The following is a 21,125-nucleotide window of genomic DNA, read 5'->3' as shown; positions in this document are numbered from 1 at the left end:
GTAAATACTGATTGTGAAAAAAATAAATAGGGTTGTCTACAGGACAACCCTTAGAACAATTATATTGTCCCTATTTTATTTTACCAAACGGTCTTAGAAGCATCTGAGGGAAAAACAATATTAGACCTTGGAGTTGCTGATTTGACTTTTGCAGATTTTGGTCAAAGCTGCAAATCAGAAGTCCCCCAAGTTGCACCATTAATTGTGCCATTGTTACCATGACTTGTACGATCAGAAACGGTATTGCCACTACCTTCGTCCAAAGGCCAATATCCCTCTAGTCCTGGTTCATTGCCGATCAAACGGCGGGATATATCCTGTTGGATTTCTGCCTGAGTACGAGTCACTCCCCAAAGCCTGACTTCAGCAATCTTACCCTTAAAAAGATGGGTTTCATTGTTATCGTTATATCTGCCAATTGCTAAATCATTTTCGGGCTCGTAATCAATACCAGAAGATTCTATAGCTCGAGTTGCTTTTTCTACTCCATCCACATAGACCTTCATTTCTTTACCATCGTAAGTTCCAGCAATATGATGCCATTGATTTAATGTAAGGCTATTGCTTTTACTATTCAAATACAGAATTTTTTGAGATGAGGTTTTCAAAGCAAAAAATATCCCGCTTTTCCCATTGAGTAAGAGACCGTATCCACTCTTAGCAGAACCTGTATCAAAAACATTGGAAATAATACCAGCCTCTCTAACTTGGGCTTCACAATAAACCCAAGCTTCTAGGGTGATCTCTTTGGCAATTTTAAATTCAGGCTGATTTCCCAAATCGATATAATCATCCTCACCATCAAACGTGAGAACGGCCTGTTTGGAAGACACAGAAGATGCCGAGGGTCTTTTCCTACTATTTGCATCTTCATCATAATAGCGACCAATATCTACATTTTGTAGTACTCCCAAAGCATCGGGAACCAGCACTGCGGCGGAAAAGTAAAGGGTGACGAGGTAGGAGGCGATCGCCTTCTGGTCAATGCCCATCAACCGCACGGACACACCTGGAATCTCTTCATGTTCGCCAATCAAACCCGTTTTACGCAGCCCTACCACCCCTTGCTGCGCTTCACCCACGCGCATCAGCAGAATATTGGATTTGCCTTTGGCGTCTACGGCAAGTTTGTTACTGGCAATAATGGGAACTCCACGCCAGGTGATAAAGGGCGATCCAAACAGGTTCACCGTGGCTGGGGGAACCCCACGACGAGTGCATTCCCGACCAAAGGCAGCGATCGCCTTGGGGTGGGCCAGGAAAAAAGCAGGTTGTTTCCACACCTTAGCCAGGAGTTCATCGAAATCATCCGGGGTGGGGGGACCTGTGCGTGTTGAGAGTCGCATGGAAGGATCCGCCCTGTGGAGTAACCCAAAGGCTCGGTCTGGATCACCATTGCCATCGTTATTGACAATTTCCCATTCCTTGCGCTCCCTTAGCGCTTCAATAGTCAAGCGCAACTGCTCTTGCAACTGATCTCTGGCATTGCTGTAGAGGTCACTGACCCGGGTATGCACCCGCACAATCGTTTGAGCCACCCTTAAGGGATATTCCGGCGGATCATCGTCGTAGTCAACAAAGGTTTGGGTGAGGGTGGGTTCCCCTTCGTGACAACTTAAGATGTCAATGTTCTTTTCTCCGTCCTCGTTTGCGGCAACGTTCTCTAAAATCCTGACATCCCGTCGGTTGACACGGTAAGTCCCCCCTGACACTTCAACCCAAGGCAATAGCTGGAGCAACCAGCGTGGTGAAATGGCCCGCATTTGCGGTGGGGATTTCATGGTGCAGGCTAGTTTCTTGGCTGCACGAACACTTAAACTCTGTTGTGGCTGCTCCGATGTGTAAACCATGGGATGGGTTCTCTTAAACGATTAGGGTCTAAGGGTAAACGCATCTAATTGGCACGATTCCTATATATAGTGTTTTTAAAATTAAATAAACACTATTTTATGTATAAAATTCCTTGTCAACAAGCGCAATAAAGCCTGGTTTATTGAAAAATACTCCCAGTTTATTGACAAGATGCGTTTACCCTGATTATGATATTTAGATTGAGTTTTAGGATAGCTGGTGTTTGGCCTTTTTAATTGCTGCAATCAGCTTATCTACTTCTCCAAAGGTGTTGTAAAACGCTAAGGAGGGGCGCACAGTGCTAGTCAACCCAAACCGTTTCAGGGTGGGTTGGGCGCAATGATGTCCAGCACGTACGGCAATGCCTTCACTATCCAAGAATTTCCCCATATCCTCTGAAGAAATATTCTTCAGAGTAAAGGACAACGTACTGACCTTACCCGCTGCTGTGCCAATCTGGCGCAATCCTGCAATAGTAGCCATTGCCGCTGTAGCATAGGCCATCAATGCTTCTTCATGTTTAGCCGCCGCTTCAAAAGCAATTTGATTGAGATAGTCAATGGCTGCCCCTAAACCTACGGCTGCCGCCAGGTTGCCGGTACCTGCTTCAAATTTAGCCGGAATGTCGTTAAAGGTGGTTTTTTCAAAGGAAACAGACTCAATCATGTTGCCACCACCTTGCCAGGGGGGCATCTCTTTGAGTAAAGCTGCCTTGCCATAGAGGGCACCAATGCCAGTGGGGCCAAAGAGCTTGTGACCGGAGAAAACATAAAAGTCAGCCCCCAGATCTTGAACATTGGTTCGGAAATGGGGAACCGATTGAGCTCCATCGACCACCACCGTAGCACCATGGCGATGAGCCATAGCTGCCATGGTTTTGATGGGCAGCACCGTTCCCAACACATTGGAAACATGACTCAGGGCAACGATACGGGTGCGATCGCTGAGCAGTTTTTGATATTCCTCCAGTAGGATTTCCCCTTGATCACTAATAGGAGCAACCTTTAACAGGGCCCCTTTCTCTTGGGCTAGCATCTGCCAGGGCACAATGTTAGAGTGGTGCTCTAAAGTGGTGAGCACAATCTCATCCCCAGCTTTAACATGCTTGCGACCATAGGTTTGCGCCACCAGATTAATGCCTTCGGTCGTACCCCGTACAAAGACAATTTCCTTGGCTAAACTTGCGCCCAGAAACCGTTGAATTTTCTCCCGAGCGTCTTCGTAGGCATTGGTAGAGCGCGCCGCTAGGGTATGAGCCCCTCGGTGCACATTGGAATTATCCTGCTCGTAGAACTGGGATAGAGTATCGATCACGCTCTGGGGTTTTTGACTGGTGGCCGCATTATCCATCCAGATCAGTGGCTTGCCATGAACCTGCTGGTGCAGAATTGGGAAGTCTCGCCGTACCGCTTCCACATCAAAGCTATCCTGGGGCAGTTGCGAGGTTTGCTGATCAGTGGAAGGCTTGGATGAGCTTGACTCCGCCGGTTTTGAGTCTGGCAAAAAGTAAAACTTAGGTGTGCTTCCAGGGGGTAGGGGCACCGCTGCTGGAGGTTCGGTTAGAGACTGATGCAGATCTGCTTCACTCAGAGGAATGTGACCAGCCCCTTCCTCTAAAATGCTCAGGAACTCGGCACCGGGTAGCATCTCAACCTGGGGTAGAGCCTCGCTGGTGCTCTGTCCCCCAAGTTGTTTGAGGTTTCGGATTTCCCCTTCCCCTTGACCTTGTAGCTCACGGCTCTGGGTTTCTATTGCCCCTCCGAGTTGTTCCGGGGCCACGGTGTTGGTACCGGATGGGTCACCAGCAGGTAGCGTAGAGGCAGCAGAGGTTATGGTTGGAGACAGATTCTGCAAAAAGTAATAATCGGAGGAACTTTCCTCAAATAAAGATGCAGGTTGGGAAGAAGCCGGTGTTTTCCCCTGGATATCAGGAGAGGATTGTTGGCCCACTGCACCAGCTTGTTCAGGGTTTAGCACCGTTTTAGCTTTTGGTTCAACCTCCGATCCTACCTGTTCAGGGTTCTGCAATGCTGTACTGGTAGATCCTGCTGCTCCCATCTGGTCTGAGCCAGATTGAGGGGAAGCTGGAAGAGCAGGTTCGGTTGGCAGAACGGCTCCCATGCGTTGCTCAAACAGACGCTGTAATTCGGCTGAGTTGGGTAGGAACTCGCTGAGGCTGAGATCCCCCATCCCTGTGATGCCATTGCCACTGCTTGGAGATTTACTGGGTACTTGACGCCCTTGCCGATTGGCTTCGGTAGCAGCGGTGCTGGGTGCAGTTGTGCTTTTGGTTGCTGCCTCACTGGTTTGAGTCGGAGACAAGTTGGGGGTTTGTGCTGAGGAGATCTTAGGCATTAAGGCAGAGCCAGAGGTATCCCCCTGAGGCACTGGCGTTAATGGGGCAGATGTGGGTGTTTTTCCCTGGAGATCAGGAGATGGCTGACTAGTTCCAGCCATCTGGTCTGGGGTTGAACCGCTGGACAGCTGCTGTTGAGCTTCAGCTCCCAATAGGTCTAGGCTCTCCAGACCAGACATAAGTTGTTGAGCCTCAGACATGATTGGGTCTATTATTTGGCCTAGACCCTGTAGGCTGGACAGCTGCTGTTGGGCATCAGACAGCAATTGCTCTGGACTTTGCCCACTAGTGGTCTGCTGGGGTTGAGCCTCCGGTTGCTTGGGACTCTGGCTGCTGGATTGGGATTGAGCAGCCGCTACCGGTTGACTTAAACCCTGTCCAGTCAACATCTTTGGCATCATGCCAGCCATTGCCTCTGGTGAAGTTAGCGGTTCGGGTAGCTGGGCAAAGAGCTGATTCAATATTTGATCTAACATTTGGGGATCGGATAGATCCCCTCCAAAAGAACTTTCAAGGGGTTGACTGTTCTGAGGCGATGGGGAAAGATTTAAACCTTGTTGTTCAGTCATAATTATGGTAGGTCGTAATATCTACGTTCTCCAGAACGCCCAGGGCGTCGGGCACGAGGCAGGCTACGGAAAAATAGATGGTAAGCAGGTAAGTGGCAATCGCCTGGTCACTGATCCCCATTAAGCGCACAGACACGCCCGGCACTTGTTCTCCAGGCACGCCAGTTTTTTGTAGACCCACCACCCCTTGGGCGGCTTCGCCAACTCGCATCAGCAGAATATTGGTTTTGCCCTCGTTTACCTTCAACTTATTACTGGGAACTACCGGAACCCCTCGCCAGGTGATATAGGGTGAACCAAATAGTTGAACGCTTGCAGGAGGAACACCCCGGAGCGTACATTCTCGACCAAAGGCAGCGATCGCTTGGGGGTGAGCTAAGAAAAATGCTGGCTGTTTCCAGACCTTTGCCAATAGTTCATCAAAGTCATCCGGTGTGGGTGGCCCAGTACGAGTGGAGATGCGCATAGATGGATCTGCGGCATGGAGTAAGCCATAGGCTTTGTCGGGATCACCATCACCATCATGGTTAATAATGTCGTTTTCCTTACGTTCCATCAATCCTTCAACGGTGAGGCGCAACTGCTCTCGCACCTGATCCGTGGCATTGCTGTAGAGATCACCGACTCGGGTATGAACCTTCAAGATTGTCTGGGCAATACTTATGGGATACTCCCGAGGTTCATCGTCGTAGTCAACAAAGGTTTGGGTGAGGCTGGGTTCGCCTTCGTGACCACTTAGTATTTCAATGTTCTTTTCCCCATGGTCGTTCGTGGCCATCTCTTCTGTAACTCTGACATCTCGGCGGTTCACCCGGTAAGTACCACCTGAAACCTCAACCCAAGGTAGAAGCTTGAGGAGTAAACGTGGGGTCTTCCCCCGCATTTGGGGCGCTGTTTTAGTCGTCGTCGCTAAATTACGCGCTGTTTGAGTACTTAAGCTTTGTTGCGGTTGGTCTGATGTATAAACCATCTCTTAAATCCAAGCAGTACATTAATTTAATTCACCTCGATTAATATACTATTCTCCTGACGCGGACAGGAATTTAGAGTAAACAAATCTTAATATCTTGTTAGGTAATCGGTAATATTTCTTAATTAACCATGGCTTATTGTGCTTGTTGACAAGGGATTTTCCACATATAGTGTTTATTGAATTACAAAAACACTATATAATGAAATATTGCACAACTACAAAAAACTTAATAACGGCAGTGATAACAATCAATTTCAGTACTTAAATAGTCAAATCTTATCACTTTTCCCTGTTCCCCGTTCCCTGTTCCCTAGTTTGACAGGTAAATTTTTAACTTGGTGCAATATCTAAGTATACTCAGCTCTTGCACCTGATCAGACAAAAATAAAAACCTAGTTAATTTAACCAAGGCATAAGTATATCTAACCAGGGCTATTTCATTGCGGAAAATGCGCTCTTTGTTTATCTATTCGAAACTGGCACCATCTTTGTGCCTAAGCTATATTTTAAAAGTAATCAGAAGGATAGAGATTTAGAGCAAAGTTACGATCAACGACAAAGATTTGAGGTAACTGATGCATCCAAATACGTGAAGCATTTCACCAACAAGCAGCATTTTAGACCTTGCTTGTCAGTCAATATAATATAAGGCATCGTGCCGGTTTTGTGTGAAAGACTTTGTGCAAAATTTATCCCACACTCACACTTGGCCGTAGGCCATGGGTGGTCGATCACCCTTGCAGATTTGGGGCTTCTTTTCCTGGAAGCTAAAAGCTGATCAGGTCATCGAGAATCCTAAGTAAGTTGATTTGACTATAACCCATCAGCCCTCTTAGGGAGTGAGGAAAGTGCGATGTTGAGTTTGCGATCGCATCAGGGAAACGATCACAAACCCATAGCTAATCAATAAGCATCCTGTAATTCGTAGAAGTCCGGTGATATGTAATCCTTCCGCAAAGGCCAACCCACCCAATCTTCTGGCATCAAAATCCGCTTCAGGTTAGGGTGTCCTTCAAAAACTATACCGAACATATCGTAGGTTTCCCGCTCCTGCCAATCAGCAGCTTTCCAAATCCAGTACACCGAGGGAACCTTAGGATTATCTCGCGGTAGGAATACTTTTACACGCACTTCCTCAGGCTGATCAGTATTATCACTCACTTTAATCAAGTGGTAAAAGCTCACCAAGTCTGCCCCAGGACCAAAATCATAGCCTCCTTGACATTGGAGGTAGTTAAACCCATAGGCGTACAGAGCAGTAGCAATGGGAAGCCAGACATCTGGTTGAACTTTGAGTACCTCAACGCCTAGGTGATCCAGCTCCATGAACTCATGGTCAAAACCGTTTTCCTTGAGCCATCCGGAGACTTTTCCCGCTTCAACTATCTCAGAGGATTGTGTGGTTTGCTCTACTGGTTTTGACTCTTCAGCCACGCTTTACCTCCTGCTTTTGATAGGATTTGAGTGCTGGTGGTACTGCTATTCCCATCTCCTCGGTCAACTGTTTGGGTGCAGTATAGCGCTCCTCTGATTGCAGGTACTTACCCGTCAAAATCTCTGGTACCACTTTCATGTTGTGAGTGGTGCTGTAGTAACGGTGGGTTTGCTTGAGCTGACCACGCTCCTGAATCGACTCGTTAGCCACCTTTTTGCGAAGCTTGACAATAGCATCCATGATTGCTTCTGGACGAGGGGGGCATCCAGGTATATAGACATCCACTGGAATCAATTTATCCACACCACGGACTGCTGTTGGAGAATCAACGCTAAACATGCCGCCAGTGATAGTACAAGCTCCCATGGCAATCACGTACTTCGGCTCTGGCATCTGCTCATACAGACGAACCAGTGCTGGTCCCATTTTCATAGTTATGGTACCCGCTGTGATAATTAAATCCGCTTGCCTGGGGCTAGAACGAGGAACCAAACCAAAACGGTCAAAGTCAAACCGCGACCCAATCATTGCTGCAAATTCAATGAAGCAGCAAGCCGTACCATACAACATCGGCCAGAGGCTGGAAAGCCGCGCCCAGTTGTAAAGGTCGTCTACTGTAGTCAAAATTACATTTTCCGATAGGTCTTGAGTGACTTGGGTTCGCTCAATCGGGTTAAGAATTTTGTTTGTTTGCTGCTGTTCTATAGCAGCACTATCCTTTGTAAGATTAGATTTCATGACCATTCCAAGGCTCCTTTGCGCCAAGCATAAACCAGAGCAAGCACAAGAATTGCAATAAAAATTAGGGCTTCCACAAATGCCAGTAATCCCAGGCGATTGAAGGCGACAGCCCAGGGATAGAGGAATACAGTTTCAACATCGAAAATCACGAACACCAGGGCGAACATATAGTAACGAATGTTGAACTGAATCCAAGCACCCCCCACTGGTTCCATACCAGATTCATAGGTGGTGCGTCGCTCTGGCTCCCGATGGCTAGGTCGCAAAAGCTTGGAAGCCGACAGGGCTAGTAGGGGCACTAAGCTGCAAGCTAGTATGAAGCCTAAGAGATACTCGTAACCGCTAAGAACAAACACAATTGGTCAGTGCCAGGTAAAAACTGGCGTTAGTACTTCTTTACAAACTTTATTATAGGTGCTCTGCCCTTTTGAACGGTCCTCAGGGATCAGTGGTTGGTTCTCAAAAGCCAATGACTACCATAGACTTCAAGGTTGTTCGTAGTTGAGGGTAATCGCTTTGCCTAGAAGACCCTACCATTTCAAGGGTTGATCAAAAATCCGGTCAGGCATTGGGGAGAAACTCCTGAGCTTAAATCAAAAGTTAAGAAAATCTGACCCTTAGTGTGTGATAATATTTTTTAACATAGTTATTAAGATTTGCTGCTTAAGCTTACAGAGCAATGACTGAACGAGCCCCAGAGCAAACCCTAGCTGAACAAGCACCCAGCAGCTATGAATGCCGTGCTTGTGGCTATGTTTACGATCCGACTAAGGGAGATAGCAATCGCAATGTTCCAGGAGGGACATTATATAAGGATTTGCCAGATGATTGGCGCTGTCCAGTGTGCAGCGCTCCGAAAATTCAGTTTATTAATATTGGTGCTGTTAATGCCCCGTCTGGATTTCAGGAGAATCTTACCTATGGCTTAGGTGTTAACCGCATGACACCAGCACAAAAAAACCTTTTAATTTTTAGCGCTTTAGGATTAGGCTTTTTATTTTTTCTGAGCCTTTACGGTTTGAACTGAAATCAGGGCAGTTGGCAAGTTTATTGAACGTGAGCAACTGCTGGCATCACCAAAGCTTAGATCTAGAAGCCATCGCCCTTGCTGGGTTCTGAAAACCTACGGAGAAAGCTGCCATACTCAAAAAGTTCTGGAAATAATGAGATATTTGATGAAAACGCTGAAACAAATTTTAATATTACTGGCGGTGGCATTAATTTGTGTCAGCTGCAAATCTCCTTCATCCATAAGCTACAATCCTTGGGCGGTTATTTCCTTACCTACAGAAGCGACCATGCAAGACCTTGGCTTTACGGGGGATCTTAGTCATGGATGGATTGTGGGTAGCTATGCCACAATTTTTGAGACTAAGGATGGGGGTAATACATGGCAACAGAAAGGCTTGGATCTCGGAGATGAAAATTATCGCTTCTCCTCTGTAAGCTTTGCTGGTGATGAGGGGTGGATTGTTGGTCAACCTTCGATCATGCTCCATACTACTGATGGGGGGGAATCTTGGTCTCGCATTCTCTTAAGTGAAAAGTTACCAGGTTCACCCAACAGAGTGCTCGCTCTCGGACCCAACTCAGCAGAGATGACCACTGATGTTGGCGCAATTTATCAGACTAAGGATGCTGGGAAAACCTGGAAAGCACAGGTAGCACAGGCGGTCGGAGTCACCCGTAATATTTCCCGCTCTGAAGATGGTAAATACGTGGCTGTGTCTGCTAGAGGTAACTTTTACTCCACTTGGGATCCAGGTCAGAGTGCTTGGTTACAGCATAATCGTTACAGTTCCAAGCGTCTTCAGAATATGGGGTTTACCCCCGATGGTCGTCTGTGGATTCTTGCCCGGGGTGGTCAGGTACAATTTAGCAGTGCTGAAGACCTAGAAGATTGGCAAGAACCGATGTATCCGGAAGTTTCCAACAGCTTGGGATTACTTGACTTAGCCTATCGCACACCCAATGAAATTTGGTTAGCAGGTGGCAGTGGTAATTTGCTTTGTAGCTTTGATGGTGGAAAAACTTGGCAAAAAGACCGGGATCTTAAGGATGTTCCCTCCAATTTTTACAAAATCGTCTTTGTAACACCAGAACAGGGGTTTGTAATTGGTCAGAAAGGGATTTTACTCAAGTATGAGCCGCATACCCAGGAAGCTTAGGGCTTTGAAATCCCTATGATCGATGCCAGTCAGTTTCGTTTTATGTTTCAACATTGAAGATGTAGAAAAAAACGGCACTTAGAACTATTATAGTTATGGAATTCTAAACGGTTGTTGGTAAGAGGAATCTACGATGGCAGGTACAACTGGAGAACGTCCGTTTGGTGACATTATTACCAGCGTTCGTTACTGGGTCATTCACAGTGTTACTATCCCAGCCCTATTTATCGCTGGTTGGCTTTTTGTTAGCACTGGTCTGGCTTACGATGTGTTTGGCACACCCCGTCCTAATGAATACTTTACTCAAGAGCGGATGGAACTACCAATCGTTTCCGACCGCTACAATGCTAAACAGCAAGTTGAACAATTTGCTCCATAGGTGTGACCCGAAAGTGCGACCCAAGGGCGATTTACTCGCCCATGGGAAAGCGCACTTTGAGCGAATTTAATTCTTAATGGGTCAAGCGCACCTAAAGGTTTTTTAGATAAAGGCAGACAATCATGACTAGCAGTAATCCCAATCAACCAGTTTCGTATCCGATTTTCACGATTAGATGGTTAGCGGTTCATACCCTAGCCGTTCCTTCAGTCTTTTTCTTAGGCGCGATCGCAGCCATGCAATTTATTCAACGATAGGAGAAGCAATTATGGAGCGGAATTCCAATCCCAATAGACAGCCGGTTGAACTCAATCGGACGTCTCTTTACTTAGGTCTATTACTGATTTTTGTGCTTGGTATTCTGTTTTCCAGTTATTTCTTTAATTAACTGATTTAACAGATTCGCCTAAATCTCCATCTTAGAGAAGGCTAGGATGTAGACGGGAAAAGACTCTTAGTTAATTCCCTGGTAATTTCCGGTTAATCGGGAATTTACTACTTTACTCCTGATAGGAGTTGCACAAAACCCTTACCACTAGGGAGGCTTTTCAAGGAAATTACTAGTTATTAAGACTAGTTATTAAGCCTTCTATCGTTAACTGCATCTAAAAAAAACTTGATTTAAAATTGGAGGTATAAGCTGTGTCTGGAGGGGGAAGAATTCCTTTATGGATAGTTGCCACTATCGCTGGTACTGGTGTCCTCGTAGTGGTTGGTCTTTTCTTCTATGGTGCCTATGTGGGAGTTGGTTCTTCCATGTAAGGTTGACCGATTTCTCTGATTAACACCCCGGCGAGGTTCCCTCGCCAAGGTAACGCGCACGACAAGAAAGGCGCGAAATTAAACATGAAGTAAATCCACAGGTGCGACCCGTGGCGAATTTAATTCGCCACGGGTCGCACCTTTTTCAGCTTTTATCAATGTCCTAACCTTAATGGGTAGTGTTATAGCGCTACGCTTAGCGTGAGAAGTTAGAAGTCAGAAGTCAAAGGTGCGCTTTCCGTAGGCGAATTAAATTCGCCACGGGTCGCACCTAAAAGTAAGCGATTACTTACGTTTCGGAGTTTAGGAATGTCCTAATCTGAATGGGTAGTGCTATATATAGGAGTCTGTTGACAGGCTTAAAGCCAATTTAAAACAGGTTAAATATTGATTAGACCTCAAAAGTAGTTTTCTGATAGTGTTTGCCTCAATTATTGTCCACTGTTTCGGTGATCCGCTGTTCCCTCCCGACAACTGCCGCGAAGTCTATTATGTTGATCAAATGTTGACCAGCTGATCTGGCAACATCAGTAATAATAAAGCCCCAACTTCCAATAAACAAAGAAGACCCACTATCCCAGCTAACGGTTTTCCTCCCAAACCCGTTATCCAAATTGGTCCAATGCCTGTGTAAGCAATTAACTCAGCTGAGTCCAAACAAGTTAAACCCCAAATCCAACCAGCATGTAGTCCCCATGCTAAACCCAGACTGCCTCCATCCACCCAACGGGCTAGGACTAATACCATTCCCATTAGCCATAATCCTGGTAACTGAGGGATAGTATCTTTTTGTTCCCAAACTAGGTGTAACAGGGCAAAAATCCCACTAGAGATGGCTGCTCCTACCCAGATAGAATAATCCTGCTGTAGTTGATTCACTAAGAAGCCACGAAAGACTAACTCTTCTGTAAGCCCAATCCACAGCCCTAATAACATCACTGGCAGTAATATCGGTCCCAAACGCTGCCAATTTTCATAATTCCACCTCACCCAGCCTAGTAATAATTGCCCAGTAAATACTATGATTAAGCTGAGAATACCTACTCCTAGTCCCAATCCTAGAGACCCTAAAACGCTTAATTTCCAATCCAATCCGTAATCGGAGAAAGGCACCCCCTCTAGTTGAGAAGCTCCCCATAAAATTAGGGGAGCAATCAGGTAAAGTGCTGCCAGTAGTGGTAACTTTTGGTCTGGTGCTAAAGGCTGATTTGGACGCCACTTTAAAACCATAGCTATAGGGAAAGCTAGGGGAAGCCAAAAAACTGCCCAAGCTAGGAAAAAAGTTCCTACCTTCAAAAGAGTAGTTGACGTCATTAATGACACAAACGACCCATTAGTTGCCTGATCAAGAATAGCCATTGGCGAGATTGGCAAATTACTATCAAATTACTATAAGGTCTCAACTACACTATCATAAGCGGCTGCTTTTTTCCTATGCCAAGTTCCCTAAGGACAGAGCACATCGGGCTGGTTAGTAATAGCCTGCTTTACCGACTCCTCAGGTAGTAGAAAGAAGATTTTTGTTTCTACTGTCTTCTTATGGGGCATCCTCCACTATCGAAGGGTAGACATATGATTCTTCAAGGTGATCAGCTTTTCAGCAGATCAACCAGTCCACTTGCTTAAAAAATTGACATTTTCCAAGTAGATGTGGGTCTGTCCTTTTTCCCTCATAGTGAGCTTAGCCCAAGCTTTTTCAGGTTTTTTACCTGCGGTTTGCTTGTGCCTTATGGTACCGATTCAATTATTTTGAGACTCCCCGCTCGCTAATAGATGGGGATTCTTGGCTCAACGATTCGGCTTGCTATGATTGGTTTTAACCAAGCACAGTAGAGGCCAAATCTCCCCGGAGACGAAACCTTAGAGAGGGTCGCCTTTATCGTCGGCAGGTTATGCAGAAAAGGGTTAAATCTTTTTTAATAAGGCGACCCTCTCTAACGGTAACTTCAAACCCAGGGTTTGGATTTAAGATCCAGGTTGTGGTGTGCCCCACCCTACCTTTTTAGAATGGGAGACAATCAACTTTAATACAATATCTACCTTATTCGTTTCATAGACTTCCAGATCCTTAGACGAAACCGAGGTGCACGTATCATTACTTTGAACAGGTTTTTACGTTGTCTATTTATATTCAGGCAAGTTGGTTGTCTCACTTCCTATTATATAGGACAGCGCTAGTTTAGGGATTACCGACAACAGAATAAAAAAATATCCATTGACGAATTTATTCGTCAATTTCTGTTTTATCCCCCGGATAAATCACGGGGGCTTTACCCATCACGTCGGTAACAGATTCTTAAAAGCTCACGTGCCCAAAAAATATTCACGGCGAGGCAACGCTAGCCCCACATGGTCGTTTTTCATCCCCGCTCGCTGAGAGACGGGGGTTTCAAACTCGCAGGATTTTCTGTAAGAAGGATTACTTCAAAGCGGTGCCACCCCGAGCTTTTTCAAAGCGGTGCCACCCCGCACTTTTTCAAAGCGCTAGGTAACGCGCACCAAGAGAGCGCTAGGGAACACGCACTAAGAGGTGGCTTTCTTTGCTTTTTGAGTAGATACCTCTTCAGATTCAAAATCGTTATCCACCTGCTTGAGATGGATATGTTTGTAGCCTAGTTTAATTTCAAATTCATCACCAGGCTCTAATCCCATGGCATGAGTGTAGGTTGAACCAATAACAATTTGACCATTCTTATGGACACTCACACGATAAGTCGGTTCACGCCCCCGACCATCTTTTGTGCCTTCTGGATCCAGGGGAACACCCTTGGCTCCTAAAACCGCATCATAAAAATCTGTTAAATTAACGCGGGTCTGGTCTGTTTTAGTTATAGTGTAATAGCCGCAACGCTTGGCTGTCTCTCGGCGAGGCAAGTGTGATAGCTCTTTTACTTTTTGAAGTAATGCTTTACCAGTTAGGGGAGTACTTGAAATCTCTGGCATAATCTCACGAGATATCCTTTAAACTTCAGAGTGGTCAAGATCATTAATCGCCAAACTTTGGCTCTATTAAAAATATATCGTTAAATCTATCTCAGTTGACAAGATATTTTGGATCATTTGTTTAAATCTTTACGTATTTCAATAATAACAGATCAGACAATCCCTGCCTAAGCCTTTAGGGGCAGTAACATGATAACTATGGAAATAATCCAGGAAACATACCAAAAGGAAAGCACTCTTACACCAGAAGTCAACTAGCGAGCGGTATTGCTTCGGGAGGGACTACTCAAACAAGTATGGCCTAATTATCAAGAGGAACTACTCACCGGAATAGGAGTCCTGTTGACCCTAGCCCTTAACCTTACCGATTATCCTTGTATATGTTGGAATATTCAAGAGCTTAGTTTTATGCAAGTTGATTTCAAAATCATTCGACAGACTCAAAACACTGCCCCACTACTCCAGACTTATAAGCTGGATGTCGAGAAAGGAAACACGATTCTCGAATGCTTGAATCGTATTAAGTGGGAACAAGATGGTACTTTAGCTTTTCGCAAAAATTGTCGCAACACGATTTGTGGTAGCTGTGGCATACGAATTAATGGTCGGTCGGCTTTGGCCTGTAAGGAAAATGTGGGCAATGAATTGGGGAACCAACAGCTGCCAGATGAATCTAAAATTCCGGAGATTACTATAGCACCTCTGGGGAATATGCCAGTAATCAAGGATTTAGTCGTTGAGATGAGCAGCTTCTGGGATAACTTAGAAGCTGTTGATCCCTACGTCAGCACTGCTGCTAGGAAGATTCCCGAACGGGAATTTTTACAGAGTCCTGAAGAGCGATCGCATTTGGCTCAGGCAGGTAATTGTATCATGTGTGGTGCCTGTTATTCTGAGTGTAATGCCAAAGAAGTTAATCGAGATTTTGTCGGTCCTCATGCCTTGGCTAAAGCACAGCGTCTGGTGGTAGATTCCCGTGATAATACCACGGAAAATCGTTTGGAGAAATATAACGAAGGAACAAAAGGAGTCTGGGGTTGTACCCGCTGTATGATGTGTAATGCCGTTTGCCCGATGGGTGTGGCTCCTATGGATCAAATCGGTAAGATTAAACAGGATATTCTTGAAGGTATTGATGACCAAGATAGTCGTCCAATCCGCCACCGCAAAGTCCTAATTGATTTAGTGAAAGAGGGAGGTTGGATTGATGAGCGTAAGTTTGGCTTGCAGGTGGTTGGTAACTCATTTCGAGATATCCAAGGTTTGGCGAGCCTAGGACCACTGGGATTACGAATGCTAGTTCGAGGTAAGTTTCCCTTGAGCTTTTCTCCATCAGCAGGGACATCACAAGTGCGATCGCTAATTGAATCGGTAAAAAATTTGGAGTCTGAAGGATCTGAGCAGCCATGAGTTCTGAAACACCCAATTCTAGTGAATCATCTGAGGAGTCTTTTAACCAACCTGAACCAGCTTTTGGTTGGACTCCCTATGCTGAGCAAATCAACGGCAGGTTTGCGATGGTTGCCTTAGTTTGTATCCTGTTACTGGAATTGCTCACTGGTCAAGGTTTGTTGACTTGGCTGGGTCTACTCTAAGGAATTTCCAACCACTATATAATGATCGGGAGCTTGAGATTTCTTTGCTCTTACCATCACGGTTGTTGAGGGTTGAGGGTTGACGGTTATAGCACTACCCATTAAGGTGTTTGACATTGATACAAGCAGCAAAAGGTGCGACCCGTGGCTAATTTAATTCGCCAAGGTCAAGCGCACCTACGCTGTTGTAGTCAACTTTTAGGTGCGACTCGTGGCTAATTTAATAATTAGATGCAGGAATGAAGTTACCGTATTCAGAGGGTCGCCTTTATGGGTTACTGGCTATACGTAAAAGGGTTAAAACTTTTGTAATAAGGGGACCCTCTTCAAGGTTTCGTCTCCGGAAAGCGCACCTTTGCCTATTGTCCGCCCCCCTTATTAAGGTCTATCCATTAGGCAAAAGTAGTCGAAACAGTGATAGAGACGTTTGATGTAGAAGCAAGTTGTGAACCTTCAAGCAAATGGTAGAAGGTAGAAAGCCCTCGCCAGAGAGTTTTCAAGCCAGGTTCGCCATCTCCAGTACGAGCCAAAAATCCACCCAAGCGTGCAATCCCGCGTCAGAGCAAAACGCAAGAGTAGGAGGTTTTTTCGAGGGGTTTTTGGGTTGAAATTGAAGTCGCTTGAGCTTCCATTCCGGTGGAGAGAAAACAACTTGGCAAGAAGCATCGGGATTAAGTCGAGCTTGATAAGTTAACCACATTAATCGCCAAGCAACAATATTATAAGTAGCCAGTGCTTTGAGTAAACGCTCTCGGGTTTGAAGTTGAAGTTTTTCGCGCGCGTCAGCCACTTTTGAGCGGTTTTGTGAAAGGGTTCGATCAGCAACCGATAGCTATACCACTGCACCCATTGCCAAGCTTGAGTAAAGTTGTCAATGGGTAGAGTGGTGAGCAATAACCAACGAATGGGTGGACTACCATCAGCAGGTTTCTCAGTTTCTTCTACGAGTAGTACATTGATTTCCACTGGCTGGAGATTGTGGGGTTTGGGGTGATGTTGAGGCACTTCCAGAGTGACTCTCATCCCTCGGATTTGTAATAGTGCGCGGGCGAGCTGGACGTTTGGGATTACGCTCTAAGTTGATGGTCATTTTACCTAAGATTGGCCTTTGTTCAATCGTCGGCAAAAGATATCCCATCTCCTCTTTCACCCTGGGGTTATACTGCTCTCGAAGAATCAGTAATTCGCGCTTTGGCAGAGCGCTTTTGGGCGAACAACTCAAAGATATCGGCCTCGCGATCAGCAACATGTATGAGCTTCGCTTTTTCGGCTAGTCCTTCCTCGGCTCCTGTAAGAGTCTCTAACCATCGATAGCTTTCTTTTTCTTGAATCGCTTTTTTCTTGCGTTCTTTTTTCTTTCCACTCCTGTGCTTTCTTGTCCAACTCTGCTGATGTAGCAGTCCCAATGGCTCTCAATCGCGCACTCACCGCTATACAGCTATGAACTTTGATTCGAAGTTGCTTGGTCTGATTGATATATCCCAAACCCTTCGTGGCTTGATGTGTCCTATACTCCAAGTCGGTCGTGTCCTGTATTGCCAGCACTACTCACGGCGACCGACACACCTCCTCACTACGCCTTCCCTGTGTGAAGCCAATAAGTCGGTCCCTTTCACTGTCTTATTTGACCAAAATCTGTAGATACTTTGACTCTCGCTGGCATTTCCACTCGCTTTTGGTACTGTTTCTCCTGGATGCTCACTTAAGACCAGAAGTGTCTTTCTCAATCTTTTTGCGTGGCGTATGTCCTGAAAAATTTCGGATTTATCTCCTGGCTTATCCAATCCTTCATTTGTTCCTCTTCATCCCCTGATTGGCTTTTTCCTTTCATACTCTCACAACCTCCGCCTCACTGTCCACTCCAGCTTTGCTGCACCGAATTAAGCGCGATCGCACTTCAAGATTAGCGATCGCACTTCAAGATTAGCGATCGCACTTCAAGATTAGCGATCACAGTCTTGGGAAACCCCTGTTAGTCTATACTCCAGTTAATAATTACGCTCACCACTCCTCTCCCCATCCTTGCCTACATCAAACGTCTCTATCACTGTTTCGACTACTTTTGCCTAATGGATAGTATTAAGGTAGGGGGGATTCCTCTGGCCTTGCCCGTAGCGCTATATACTACCTCTGCCTGGTATTTCCTCTTTGCCCTGACGAGGTGATTGTTGCGGCTACACAAATGTAAAGACCTAGCATGCTAGGTCTTTACAAGCCTCTGGGGACTGAATTAAACCGGAGTATTGCACCCGGATTGGGGATCAGTTGTGCCAATTAGATGGCATTGCTTAATAATGGAATGATTTTAAGAGTGAGGTGGAATGGGCATCTTGCCCGTTCCTGGCGGTGCGACCCGAAGGTGCGACCCAAGGGCGATTTACTCGCCCTAGGAGGCGCGCACCTTGAGCGAATTTAATATAGGACTTACGCAACTGGCACAACTAATGGTGGGGCTAGACCTGGTTGACTGACAAAAGTTCACATAGCGCGATCGGTGCAGCAATCGGTGTAGCGGCGCGCTACCCAACGGAAGACTCATCCTTTCCCAGTGATGGAAGGTGTTACCTTCTCAAATTGGCTACAAATGCCATATTCTGACTGGGTGACTAAACTCAGACAGGATGACAAGCGAAAACACCTCCCGTCTCTATAATGCCGAAGTTACGTTATTGGGTCAATCCAAACAATGGGCTGATATCAGGCATCTACATACAAGGCGTCTGGATGGTAGTTGGACTAATTCACTCAGGTAGCGTAAATCTGACAAAATGGACTATGTACATCCACTCAAGTGCTGTGTTTGCGACAGTCACGCAACGTCGATTCAGTCGATGGTTGCTTCGGTCCCCGGATTAATCCACAACGGTTATATAGCCCACTGATTCAGGAAGCGAAGAATAGATGGGAAAATGAACTATTGTATCCTTCGCTTGGATACTTCCATGCTGTGGAATCAATATTGTCTGATTAGGGTAGCTGTGGTATATCGAGGAAGAGCAGTGCCAGTGGCGAGCGCGAGTACTGGAGCATTCTTAATGCAGCGTCTTGATAGGCAGCTATAATGACAAAGCTCTTGACAGTGTCGCGATTAATCCCAGATAGAGTTCAAGTTGTACTGCTAGCAGACAGAGGATTCATCAATACTCAGGTGAATGTTGTATGCCTTGGCTGAACTGGGGAACGCATTATCGCATCCGCATTGGTCTGTGATTTCTGGGTCTGGCGACATGGGTTAGGTTGGTCTCAAGTACGAGATTTTCATGTTCTACGGGGTGAAGCTCTTTTACTCCAAAATGTCTGGATTCACAAAACCGAATATGCATGGTGCAGTTAATCTGGGTCTGGCAAATGATGGAATTAGCGGAGAACTTTGGTACATCGTCAGGGACGAACCGACCACCCTTGCTGACATTTCGGGAATATGGCTTACGCTTTGATATTGAAGAGAGCTTTCTTGATGACAAGTCCAATGGTTTTGAGTTGGAAAGCTGTGAGATTCGGAATGCAAAGCGCCTGATCGCGATTGTGTTTCGTCTTGGGGTACGCTACTCTTTATCTCACTGCCCAAGGAACTAAGGTCGTAGCCCGAGGATTACGCCGTTTTGTAGACCCTCACTGGTGCGCGCGGTAACAGTTATCTCATGCATTGGTTGGGCATGGGTATTGACTGCACGCTACTCTTGGTTGGGAGTTGTTTGAAACCCTAATTTTAAGTGGGAAACCCGACCCATCACCAGCGATGGCTTCCCGAAAACAGGACGAGCAGAAGAGGTATCGGCGCTTAGTTTACAGTAAGGTCTTTTGACTATGCTTGTTGAGTTTTGTCAGTCAACCAGGGGGCTAGACCACGGCGAGAGTCTAATAACTAAACTATAGACATAGTAATGTCGGGACGTTTTAGTTGGTTAATTAAGTAATTGGATTTGAGCCCATGCTTAATTTGATAAATTGTTTGACCACTTTTATAAGCCAAATTTTTAAGGAAAGAGCCAAACTAAAATAGCACAAGCAATATGGTTTCTTTGAATACGACCCTTGCGACCTTGACATGATTCAATACCAGTCAATTGTTTTAATTTAAGATGAAACTCCTCAACCTGACATCGAACCTTACACTCTTTTTGTACAACGTCCCTGGAGGCGCGCATTCCAATGGGCAGGTAAACTGCCCTTGGGTCGCGCCTCATAATTCTGAGATAAATCGTTTGTAGCGATGCAGCGCGGTCTTGGGGAGGCAGCGCGGTCTTGGGGGTCTCCCCCATGAGCGACTGCCGTGGTTTCCCCCGGAGACAAAACCTTAGATAGGGTCGCCTTTATAGTTAGCAGGTTATGCAGAAAAGGGTTAAATATTTTTTAATAGCGATGCAGCGCGGTCTTGGGGAGGCAGCGCGGTCTTGGGGGTCTCCCCCATGAGCGACTGCCGTGGTTTCCCCCACTCGCTATTGCATCAAGACAAGGCAACCCTATCTTACGGTAAATTCAAACCATGAGCGACTGCATCAAGACAGCGATAAAATCCGTTTTGTCGGTGGAGACACTTACCGGTCAAAGTTTCACTTTTTTGGAGCAGGTAAATTTGTTAATTTTTACTAATTTACCGGATTTTAACTCTTTTTCATCCCAAACTAATGATTCAATTCTTTGATAATCTTTTTGATTGCCAGTCTCATCCACAAGTCGATTCCGTTTGAGAGGACAATAATAATATTATCCCAAACCATCGATATATAACATTAATTTATTTTTGGCATACCAACTGTCCATCAATACAGTTCTAAATGGCAACTCCTTAGAATAGACAAGGTTTTGGAGCCTATCCAAAACCTGTTCTATTTTTGTCTTACCATCCTAGAGACGAAACCTTAGAATAGGGTCGCCTTTATGGTTGACAAGCTATGCATAGAAGGGTTAAAACTTGAGGCGCGACCCCGTAATTTAATTCGCCATAGGAAAGCGCGCCTCCATTGATTAAGGCGACCCTATTCTTACGGTAACTTCACCGTTATGGGTCATAAATCCGATAGTATACTACCCAAAACTTTTGGGTTTCGTGATTGACCTATAGGCAATTTATTAATCAAATTACTTGGAGGCGCGCATTCCAATGGGCAGGTAAACTGCCCTTGGGTCGCGCCTCGATTAAGCTGTTGCGCATTTAAACTGTGATAACAGCATTGCCTTTGTTTTTTATTTTTCGTACCCATTTTATAATTAACCCTCCTTCATTTAAAAGATGATTTAACAAACATTCTAATTCTTCAATTGATTTGAAAACTCGATTGGCAATATATTCTTTTGCTGAATGCCAAACCAATTCAATTAAGTTATAATCAGGACTATACTCGGGAAGATA

The 21,125-nt window shown here is 45.5% G+C and carries 23 protein-coding genes and 3 pseudogenes; 9 read left to right on the top strand and 17 right to left on the bottom strand.

The annotated features are described in order from the left end of the window. Positions 1-161: 161 nt before the first annotated feature. The 7 genes and pseudogenes from F6K64_RS20075 to ndhC all read right to left on the bottom strand — a co-directional run bounded on the left by F6K64_RS20075 (position 162) and on the right by ndhC (position 8,281). Entirely contained in the window at positions 162-833 is a 672-nt protein-coding gene (locus F6K64_RS20075; protein WP_287266214.1) for a LamG domain-containing protein, read from the bottom strand. Positions 834-872: 39 nt separating this feature from the next. Next, positions 873-1,850, bottom strand: a pseudogene (locus F6K64_RS20070) (family 2B encapsulin nanocompartment shell protein); the annotation flags it as partial. 208 nt (positions 1,851-2,058) lie between these two features. Further along, positions 2,059-4,776 (bottom strand): SufS family cysteine desulfurase, encoded by a 2,718-nt coding sequence (locus F6K64_RS39000; protein ID WP_502708054.1) that lies wholly within the window; start codon positions 4,774-4,776, stop codon positions 2,059-2,061. After that, positions 4,769-5,746 carry a family 2A encapsulin nanocompartment shell protein gene (locus tag F6K64_RS20060; RefSeq protein WP_287266158.1) on the bottom strand — a complete coding sequence of 326 codons (978 nt, stop codon included), beginning with the start codon at positions 5,744-5,746 and terminating at the stop codon, positions 4,769-4,771. Before F6K64_RS20060 ends, F6K64_RS39000 begins: the two co-directional genes overlap by 8 nt. A 906-nt stretch (positions 5,747-6,652) precedes the next feature. Then, entirely contained in the window at positions 6,653-7,183 is a 531-nt protein-coding gene (locus F6K64_RS20055; RefSeq protein ID WP_008180794.1) for an NAD(P)H-quinone oxidoreductase subunit J, read from the bottom strand. Beyond that, entirely contained in the window at positions 7,176-7,922 is a 747-nt protein-coding gene (gene ndhK, locus F6K64_RS20050; RefSeq protein WP_008180795.1) for a photosynthetic/respiratory NAD(P)H-quinone oxidoreductase subunit K, read from the bottom strand. Before ndhK ends, F6K64_RS20055 begins: the two co-directional genes overlap by 8 nt. Next, positions 7,919-8,281 (bottom strand): photosynthetic/respiratory NAD(P)H-quinone oxidoreductase subunit C, encoded by a 363-nt coding sequence (gene ndhC / locus F6K64_RS20045; RefSeq protein ID WP_008180796.1) that lies wholly within the window; start codon positions 8,279-8,281, stop codon positions 7,919-7,921. Before ndhC ends, ndhK begins: the two co-directional genes overlap by 4 nt. Positions 8,282-8,604: 323 nt before the next feature. Between ndhC and F6K64_RS20040 the strand changes: the two genes are divergently transcribed. From F6K64_RS20040 to F6K64_RS20015, 6 genes are all read left to right on the top strand, one after another. Further along, positions 8,605-8,952, top strand: coding sequence for a rubredoxin (locus F6K64_RS20040; RefSeq protein WP_008180797.1), 348 nt, complete (start codon positions 8,605-8,607; stop codon positions 8,950-8,952). 136 nt (positions 8,953-9,088) lie between these two features. Then, complete coding sequence (locus F6K64_RS20035) at positions 9,089-10,093, top strand: photosynthesis system II assembly factor Ycf48 (protein ID WP_044492399.1); 1,005 nt, start codon at positions 9,089-9,091, stop codon at positions 10,091-10,093. Between the two features lie 133 nt (positions 10,094-10,226). Next, positions 10,227-10,472: a cytochrome b559 subunit alpha gene (gene psbE / locus F6K64_RS20030; RefSeq protein ID WP_008180799.1), complete on the top strand. Its 246-nt coding sequence runs from the start codon at positions 10,227-10,229 to the stop codon at positions 10,470-10,472. Positions 10,473-10,594: 122 nt separating this feature from the next. Continuing rightward, positions 10,595-10,729 carry a cytochrome b559 subunit beta gene (psbF, locus tag F6K64_RS20025; RefSeq protein WP_071986818.1) on the top strand — a complete coding sequence of 45 codons (135 nt, stop codon included), beginning with the start codon at positions 10,595-10,597 and terminating at the stop codon, positions 10,727-10,729. An 11-nt stretch (positions 10,730-10,740) separates the two neighbouring features. Beyond that, positions 10,741-10,860 (top strand): photosystem II reaction center protein PsbL, encoded by a 120-nt coding sequence (gene psbL, locus F6K64_RS20020; RefSeq protein WP_071986819.1) that lies wholly within the window; start codon positions 10,741-10,743, stop codon positions 10,858-10,860. Between the two features lie 254 nt (positions 10,861-11,114). Further along, on the top strand, positions 11,115-11,234 hold the full coding sequence (locus F6K64_RS20015) for a photosystem II reaction center protein J (protein ID WP_071986820.1): 120 nt from the start codon (positions 11,115-11,117) through the stop codon (positions 11,232-11,234). Between the two features lie 498 nt (positions 11,235-11,732). Here F6K64_RS20015 and F6K64_RS20010 read toward each other — a convergent pair whose 3' ends face one another. Together F6K64_RS20010 and F6K64_RS20005 are read right to left on the bottom strand one after the other, a co-directional pair. After that, a complete protein-coding gene (locus tag F6K64_RS20010; protein ID WP_008180802.1) occupies positions 11,733-12,593 on the bottom strand; it encodes a CPBP family intramembrane glutamic endopeptidase in 861 nt (286 codons plus the stop codon). A 1,164-nt stretch (positions 12,594-13,757) separates the two neighbouring features. Continuing rightward, positions 13,758-14,177: an AbrB family transcriptional regulator gene (locus F6K64_RS20005; protein ID WP_008180804.1), complete on the bottom strand. Its 420-nt coding sequence runs from the start codon at positions 14,175-14,177 to the stop codon at positions 13,758-13,760. 408 nt (positions 14,178-14,585) lie between these two features. On the opposite strand from F6K64_RS20005, the gene F6K64_RS20000 reads away from it, so the two are divergent. Next, positions 14,586-15,587, top strand: coding sequence for a succinate dehydrogenase/fumarate reductase iron-sulfur subunit (locus F6K64_RS20000; protein ID WP_044492440.1), 1,002 nt, complete (start codon positions 14,586-14,588; stop codon positions 15,585-15,587). Beyond that, on the top strand, positions 15,584-15,772 hold the full coding sequence (locus F6K64_RS19995; protein ID WP_008180807.1) for a CAB/ELIP/HLIP family chlorophyll-binding protein: 189 nt from the start codon (positions 15,584-15,586) through the stop codon (positions 15,770-15,772). The genes F6K64_RS20000 and F6K64_RS19995 overlap by 4 nt, the downstream gene beginning before the upstream one ends. 392 nt (positions 15,773-16,164) lie before the next feature. Here F6K64_RS19995 and F6K64_RS38305 read toward each other — a convergent pair whose 3' ends face one another. From F6K64_RS38305 to F6K64_RS38300, 5 genes are all read right to left on the bottom strand, one after another. Further along, the gene (locus tag F6K64_RS38305) at positions 16,165-16,272 is read right to left on the bottom strand and encodes a hypothetical protein (protein ID WP_353737160.1); all 108 of its coding nucleotides are present in this window, start codon (positions 16,270-16,272) and stop codon (positions 16,165-16,167) included. Then, a complete protein-coding gene (locus tag F6K64_RS19990; protein WP_008180808.1) occupies positions 16,269-16,472 on the bottom strand; it encodes a hypothetical protein in 204 nt (67 codons plus the stop codon). Before F6K64_RS19990 ends, F6K64_RS38305 begins: the two co-directional genes overlap by 4 nt. After that, positions 16,472-16,795, bottom strand: coding sequence for a hypothetical protein (locus F6K64_RS19985; RefSeq protein WP_008180811.1), 324 nt, complete (start codon positions 16,793-16,795; stop codon positions 16,472-16,474). The genes F6K64_RS19990 and F6K64_RS19985 overlap by 1 nt, the downstream gene beginning before the upstream one ends. A gap of 134 nt (positions 16,796-16,929) precedes the next feature. Then, positions 16,930-17,178: a hypothetical protein gene (locus tag F6K64_RS19980; RefSeq protein ID WP_008180813.1), complete on the bottom strand. Its 249-nt coding sequence runs from the start codon at positions 17,176-17,178 to the stop codon at positions 16,930-16,932. A gap of 138 nt (positions 17,179-17,316) precedes the next feature. Next, positions 17,317-17,499, bottom strand: coding sequence for a transposase DNA-binding-containing protein (locus F6K64_RS38300; RefSeq protein ID WP_161603132.1), 183 nt, complete (start codon positions 17,497-17,499; stop codon positions 17,317-17,319). Between the two features lie 1,594 nt (positions 17,500-19,093). Here F6K64_RS38300 and F6K64_RS19975 point away from each other — a divergent pair. Beyond that, complete coding sequence (locus F6K64_RS19975; RefSeq protein ID WP_287266156.1) at positions 19,094-19,348, top strand: hypothetical protein; 255 nt, start codon at positions 19,094-19,096, stop codon at positions 19,346-19,348. 289 nt (positions 19,349-19,637) lie between these two features. Here F6K64_RS19975 and F6K64_RS38995 read toward each other — a convergent pair. The 3 genes and pseudogenes from F6K64_RS38995 to F6K64_RS19965 all read right to left on the bottom strand — a co-directional run. Further along, positions 19,638-19,917: pseudogene (locus tag F6K64_RS38995) on the bottom strand (IS701 family transposase); the annotation flags it as partial. Between the two features lie 403 nt (positions 19,918-20,320). Further along, a pseudogene (locus tag F6K64_RS38990) lies at positions 20,321-20,620 on the bottom strand (IS701 family transposase); the annotation flags it as partial. A gap of 307 nt (positions 20,621-20,927) precedes the next feature. Beyond that, a partial coding sequence (locus F6K64_RS19965) for a transposase (protein ID WP_287265468.1) occupies positions 20,928-21,125 on the bottom strand: 198 nt, incomplete at its 5' end.

The sequence above is a fragment of the Moorena sp. SIO3A2 genome (genome assembly GCF_010672265.1).
GTDB lineage: Bacteria > Cyanobacteriota > Cyanobacteriia > Cyanobacteriales > Coleofasciculaceae > Moorena > Moorena producens.
This window is presented reverse-complemented; position numbering and strand designations above follow the sequence as displayed.

Excerpts from the sequence above, each read along its gene's own strand:
- psbL (WP_071986819.1), top strand. The coding sequence starts at position 10,741 with ATGGAGCGGAATTCCAATCCCAATAGACAGCCGGTTGAACTCAATCGG.
- F6K64_RS20000 (WP_044492440.1), top strand. The coding sequence starts at position 14,586 with ATGCAAGTTGATTTCAAAATCATTCGACAGACTCAAAACACTGCCCCA.
- F6K64_RS20005 (WP_008180804.1), bottom strand. The coding sequence starts at position 14,177 with ATGCCAGAGATTTCAAGTACTCCCCTAACTGGTAAAGCATTACTTCAA.
- F6K64_RS20010 (WP_008180802.1), bottom strand. The coding sequence starts at position 12,593 with ATGGCTATTCTTGATCAGGCAACTAATGGGTCGTTTGTGTCATTAATG.
- F6K64_RS20040 (WP_008180797.1), top strand. The coding sequence starts at position 8,605 with ATGACTGAACGAGCCCCAGAGCAAACCCTAGCTGAACAAGCACCCAGC.
- F6K64_RS19985 (WP_008180811.1), bottom strand. The coding sequence starts at position 16,795 with ATGAGAGTCACTCTGGAAGTGCCTCAACATCACCCCAAACCCCACAAT.
- psbE (WP_008180799.1), top strand. The coding sequence starts at position 10,227 with ATGGCAGGTACAACTGGAGAACGTCCGTTTGGTGACATTATTACCAGC.
- F6K64_RS19990 (WP_008180808.1), bottom strand. The coding sequence starts at position 16,472 with ATGTGGTTAACTTATCAAGCTCGACTTAATCCCGATGCTTCTTGCCAA.
- psbF (WP_071986818.1), top strand. The coding sequence starts at position 10,595 with ATGACTAGCAGTAATCCCAATCAACCAGTTTCGTATCCGATTTTCACG.
- F6K64_RS39000 (WP_502708054.1), bottom strand. The coding sequence starts at position 4,776 with ATGACTGAACAACAAGGTTTAAATCTTTCCCCATCGCCTCAGAACAGT.
- ndhK (WP_008180795.1), bottom strand. The coding sequence starts at position 7,922 with ATGAAATCTAATCTTACAAAGGATAGTGCTGCTATAGAACAGCAGCAA.
- F6K64_RS20060 (WP_287266158.1), bottom strand. The coding sequence starts at position 5,746 with ATGGTTTATACATCAGACCAACCGCAACAAAGCTTAAGTACTCAAACA.
- F6K64_RS19975 (WP_287266156.1), top strand. The coding sequence starts at position 19,094 with ATGGTGCAGTTAATCTGGGTCTGGCAAATGATGGAATTAGCGGAGAAC.
- F6K64_RS19995 (WP_008180807.1), top strand. The coding sequence starts at position 15,584 with ATGAGTTCTGAAACACCCAATTCTAGTGAATCATCTGAGGAGTCTTTT.
- F6K64_RS20035 (WP_044492399.1), top strand. The coding sequence starts at position 9,089 with ATGAGATATTTGATGAAAACGCTGAAACAAATTTTAATATTACTGGCG.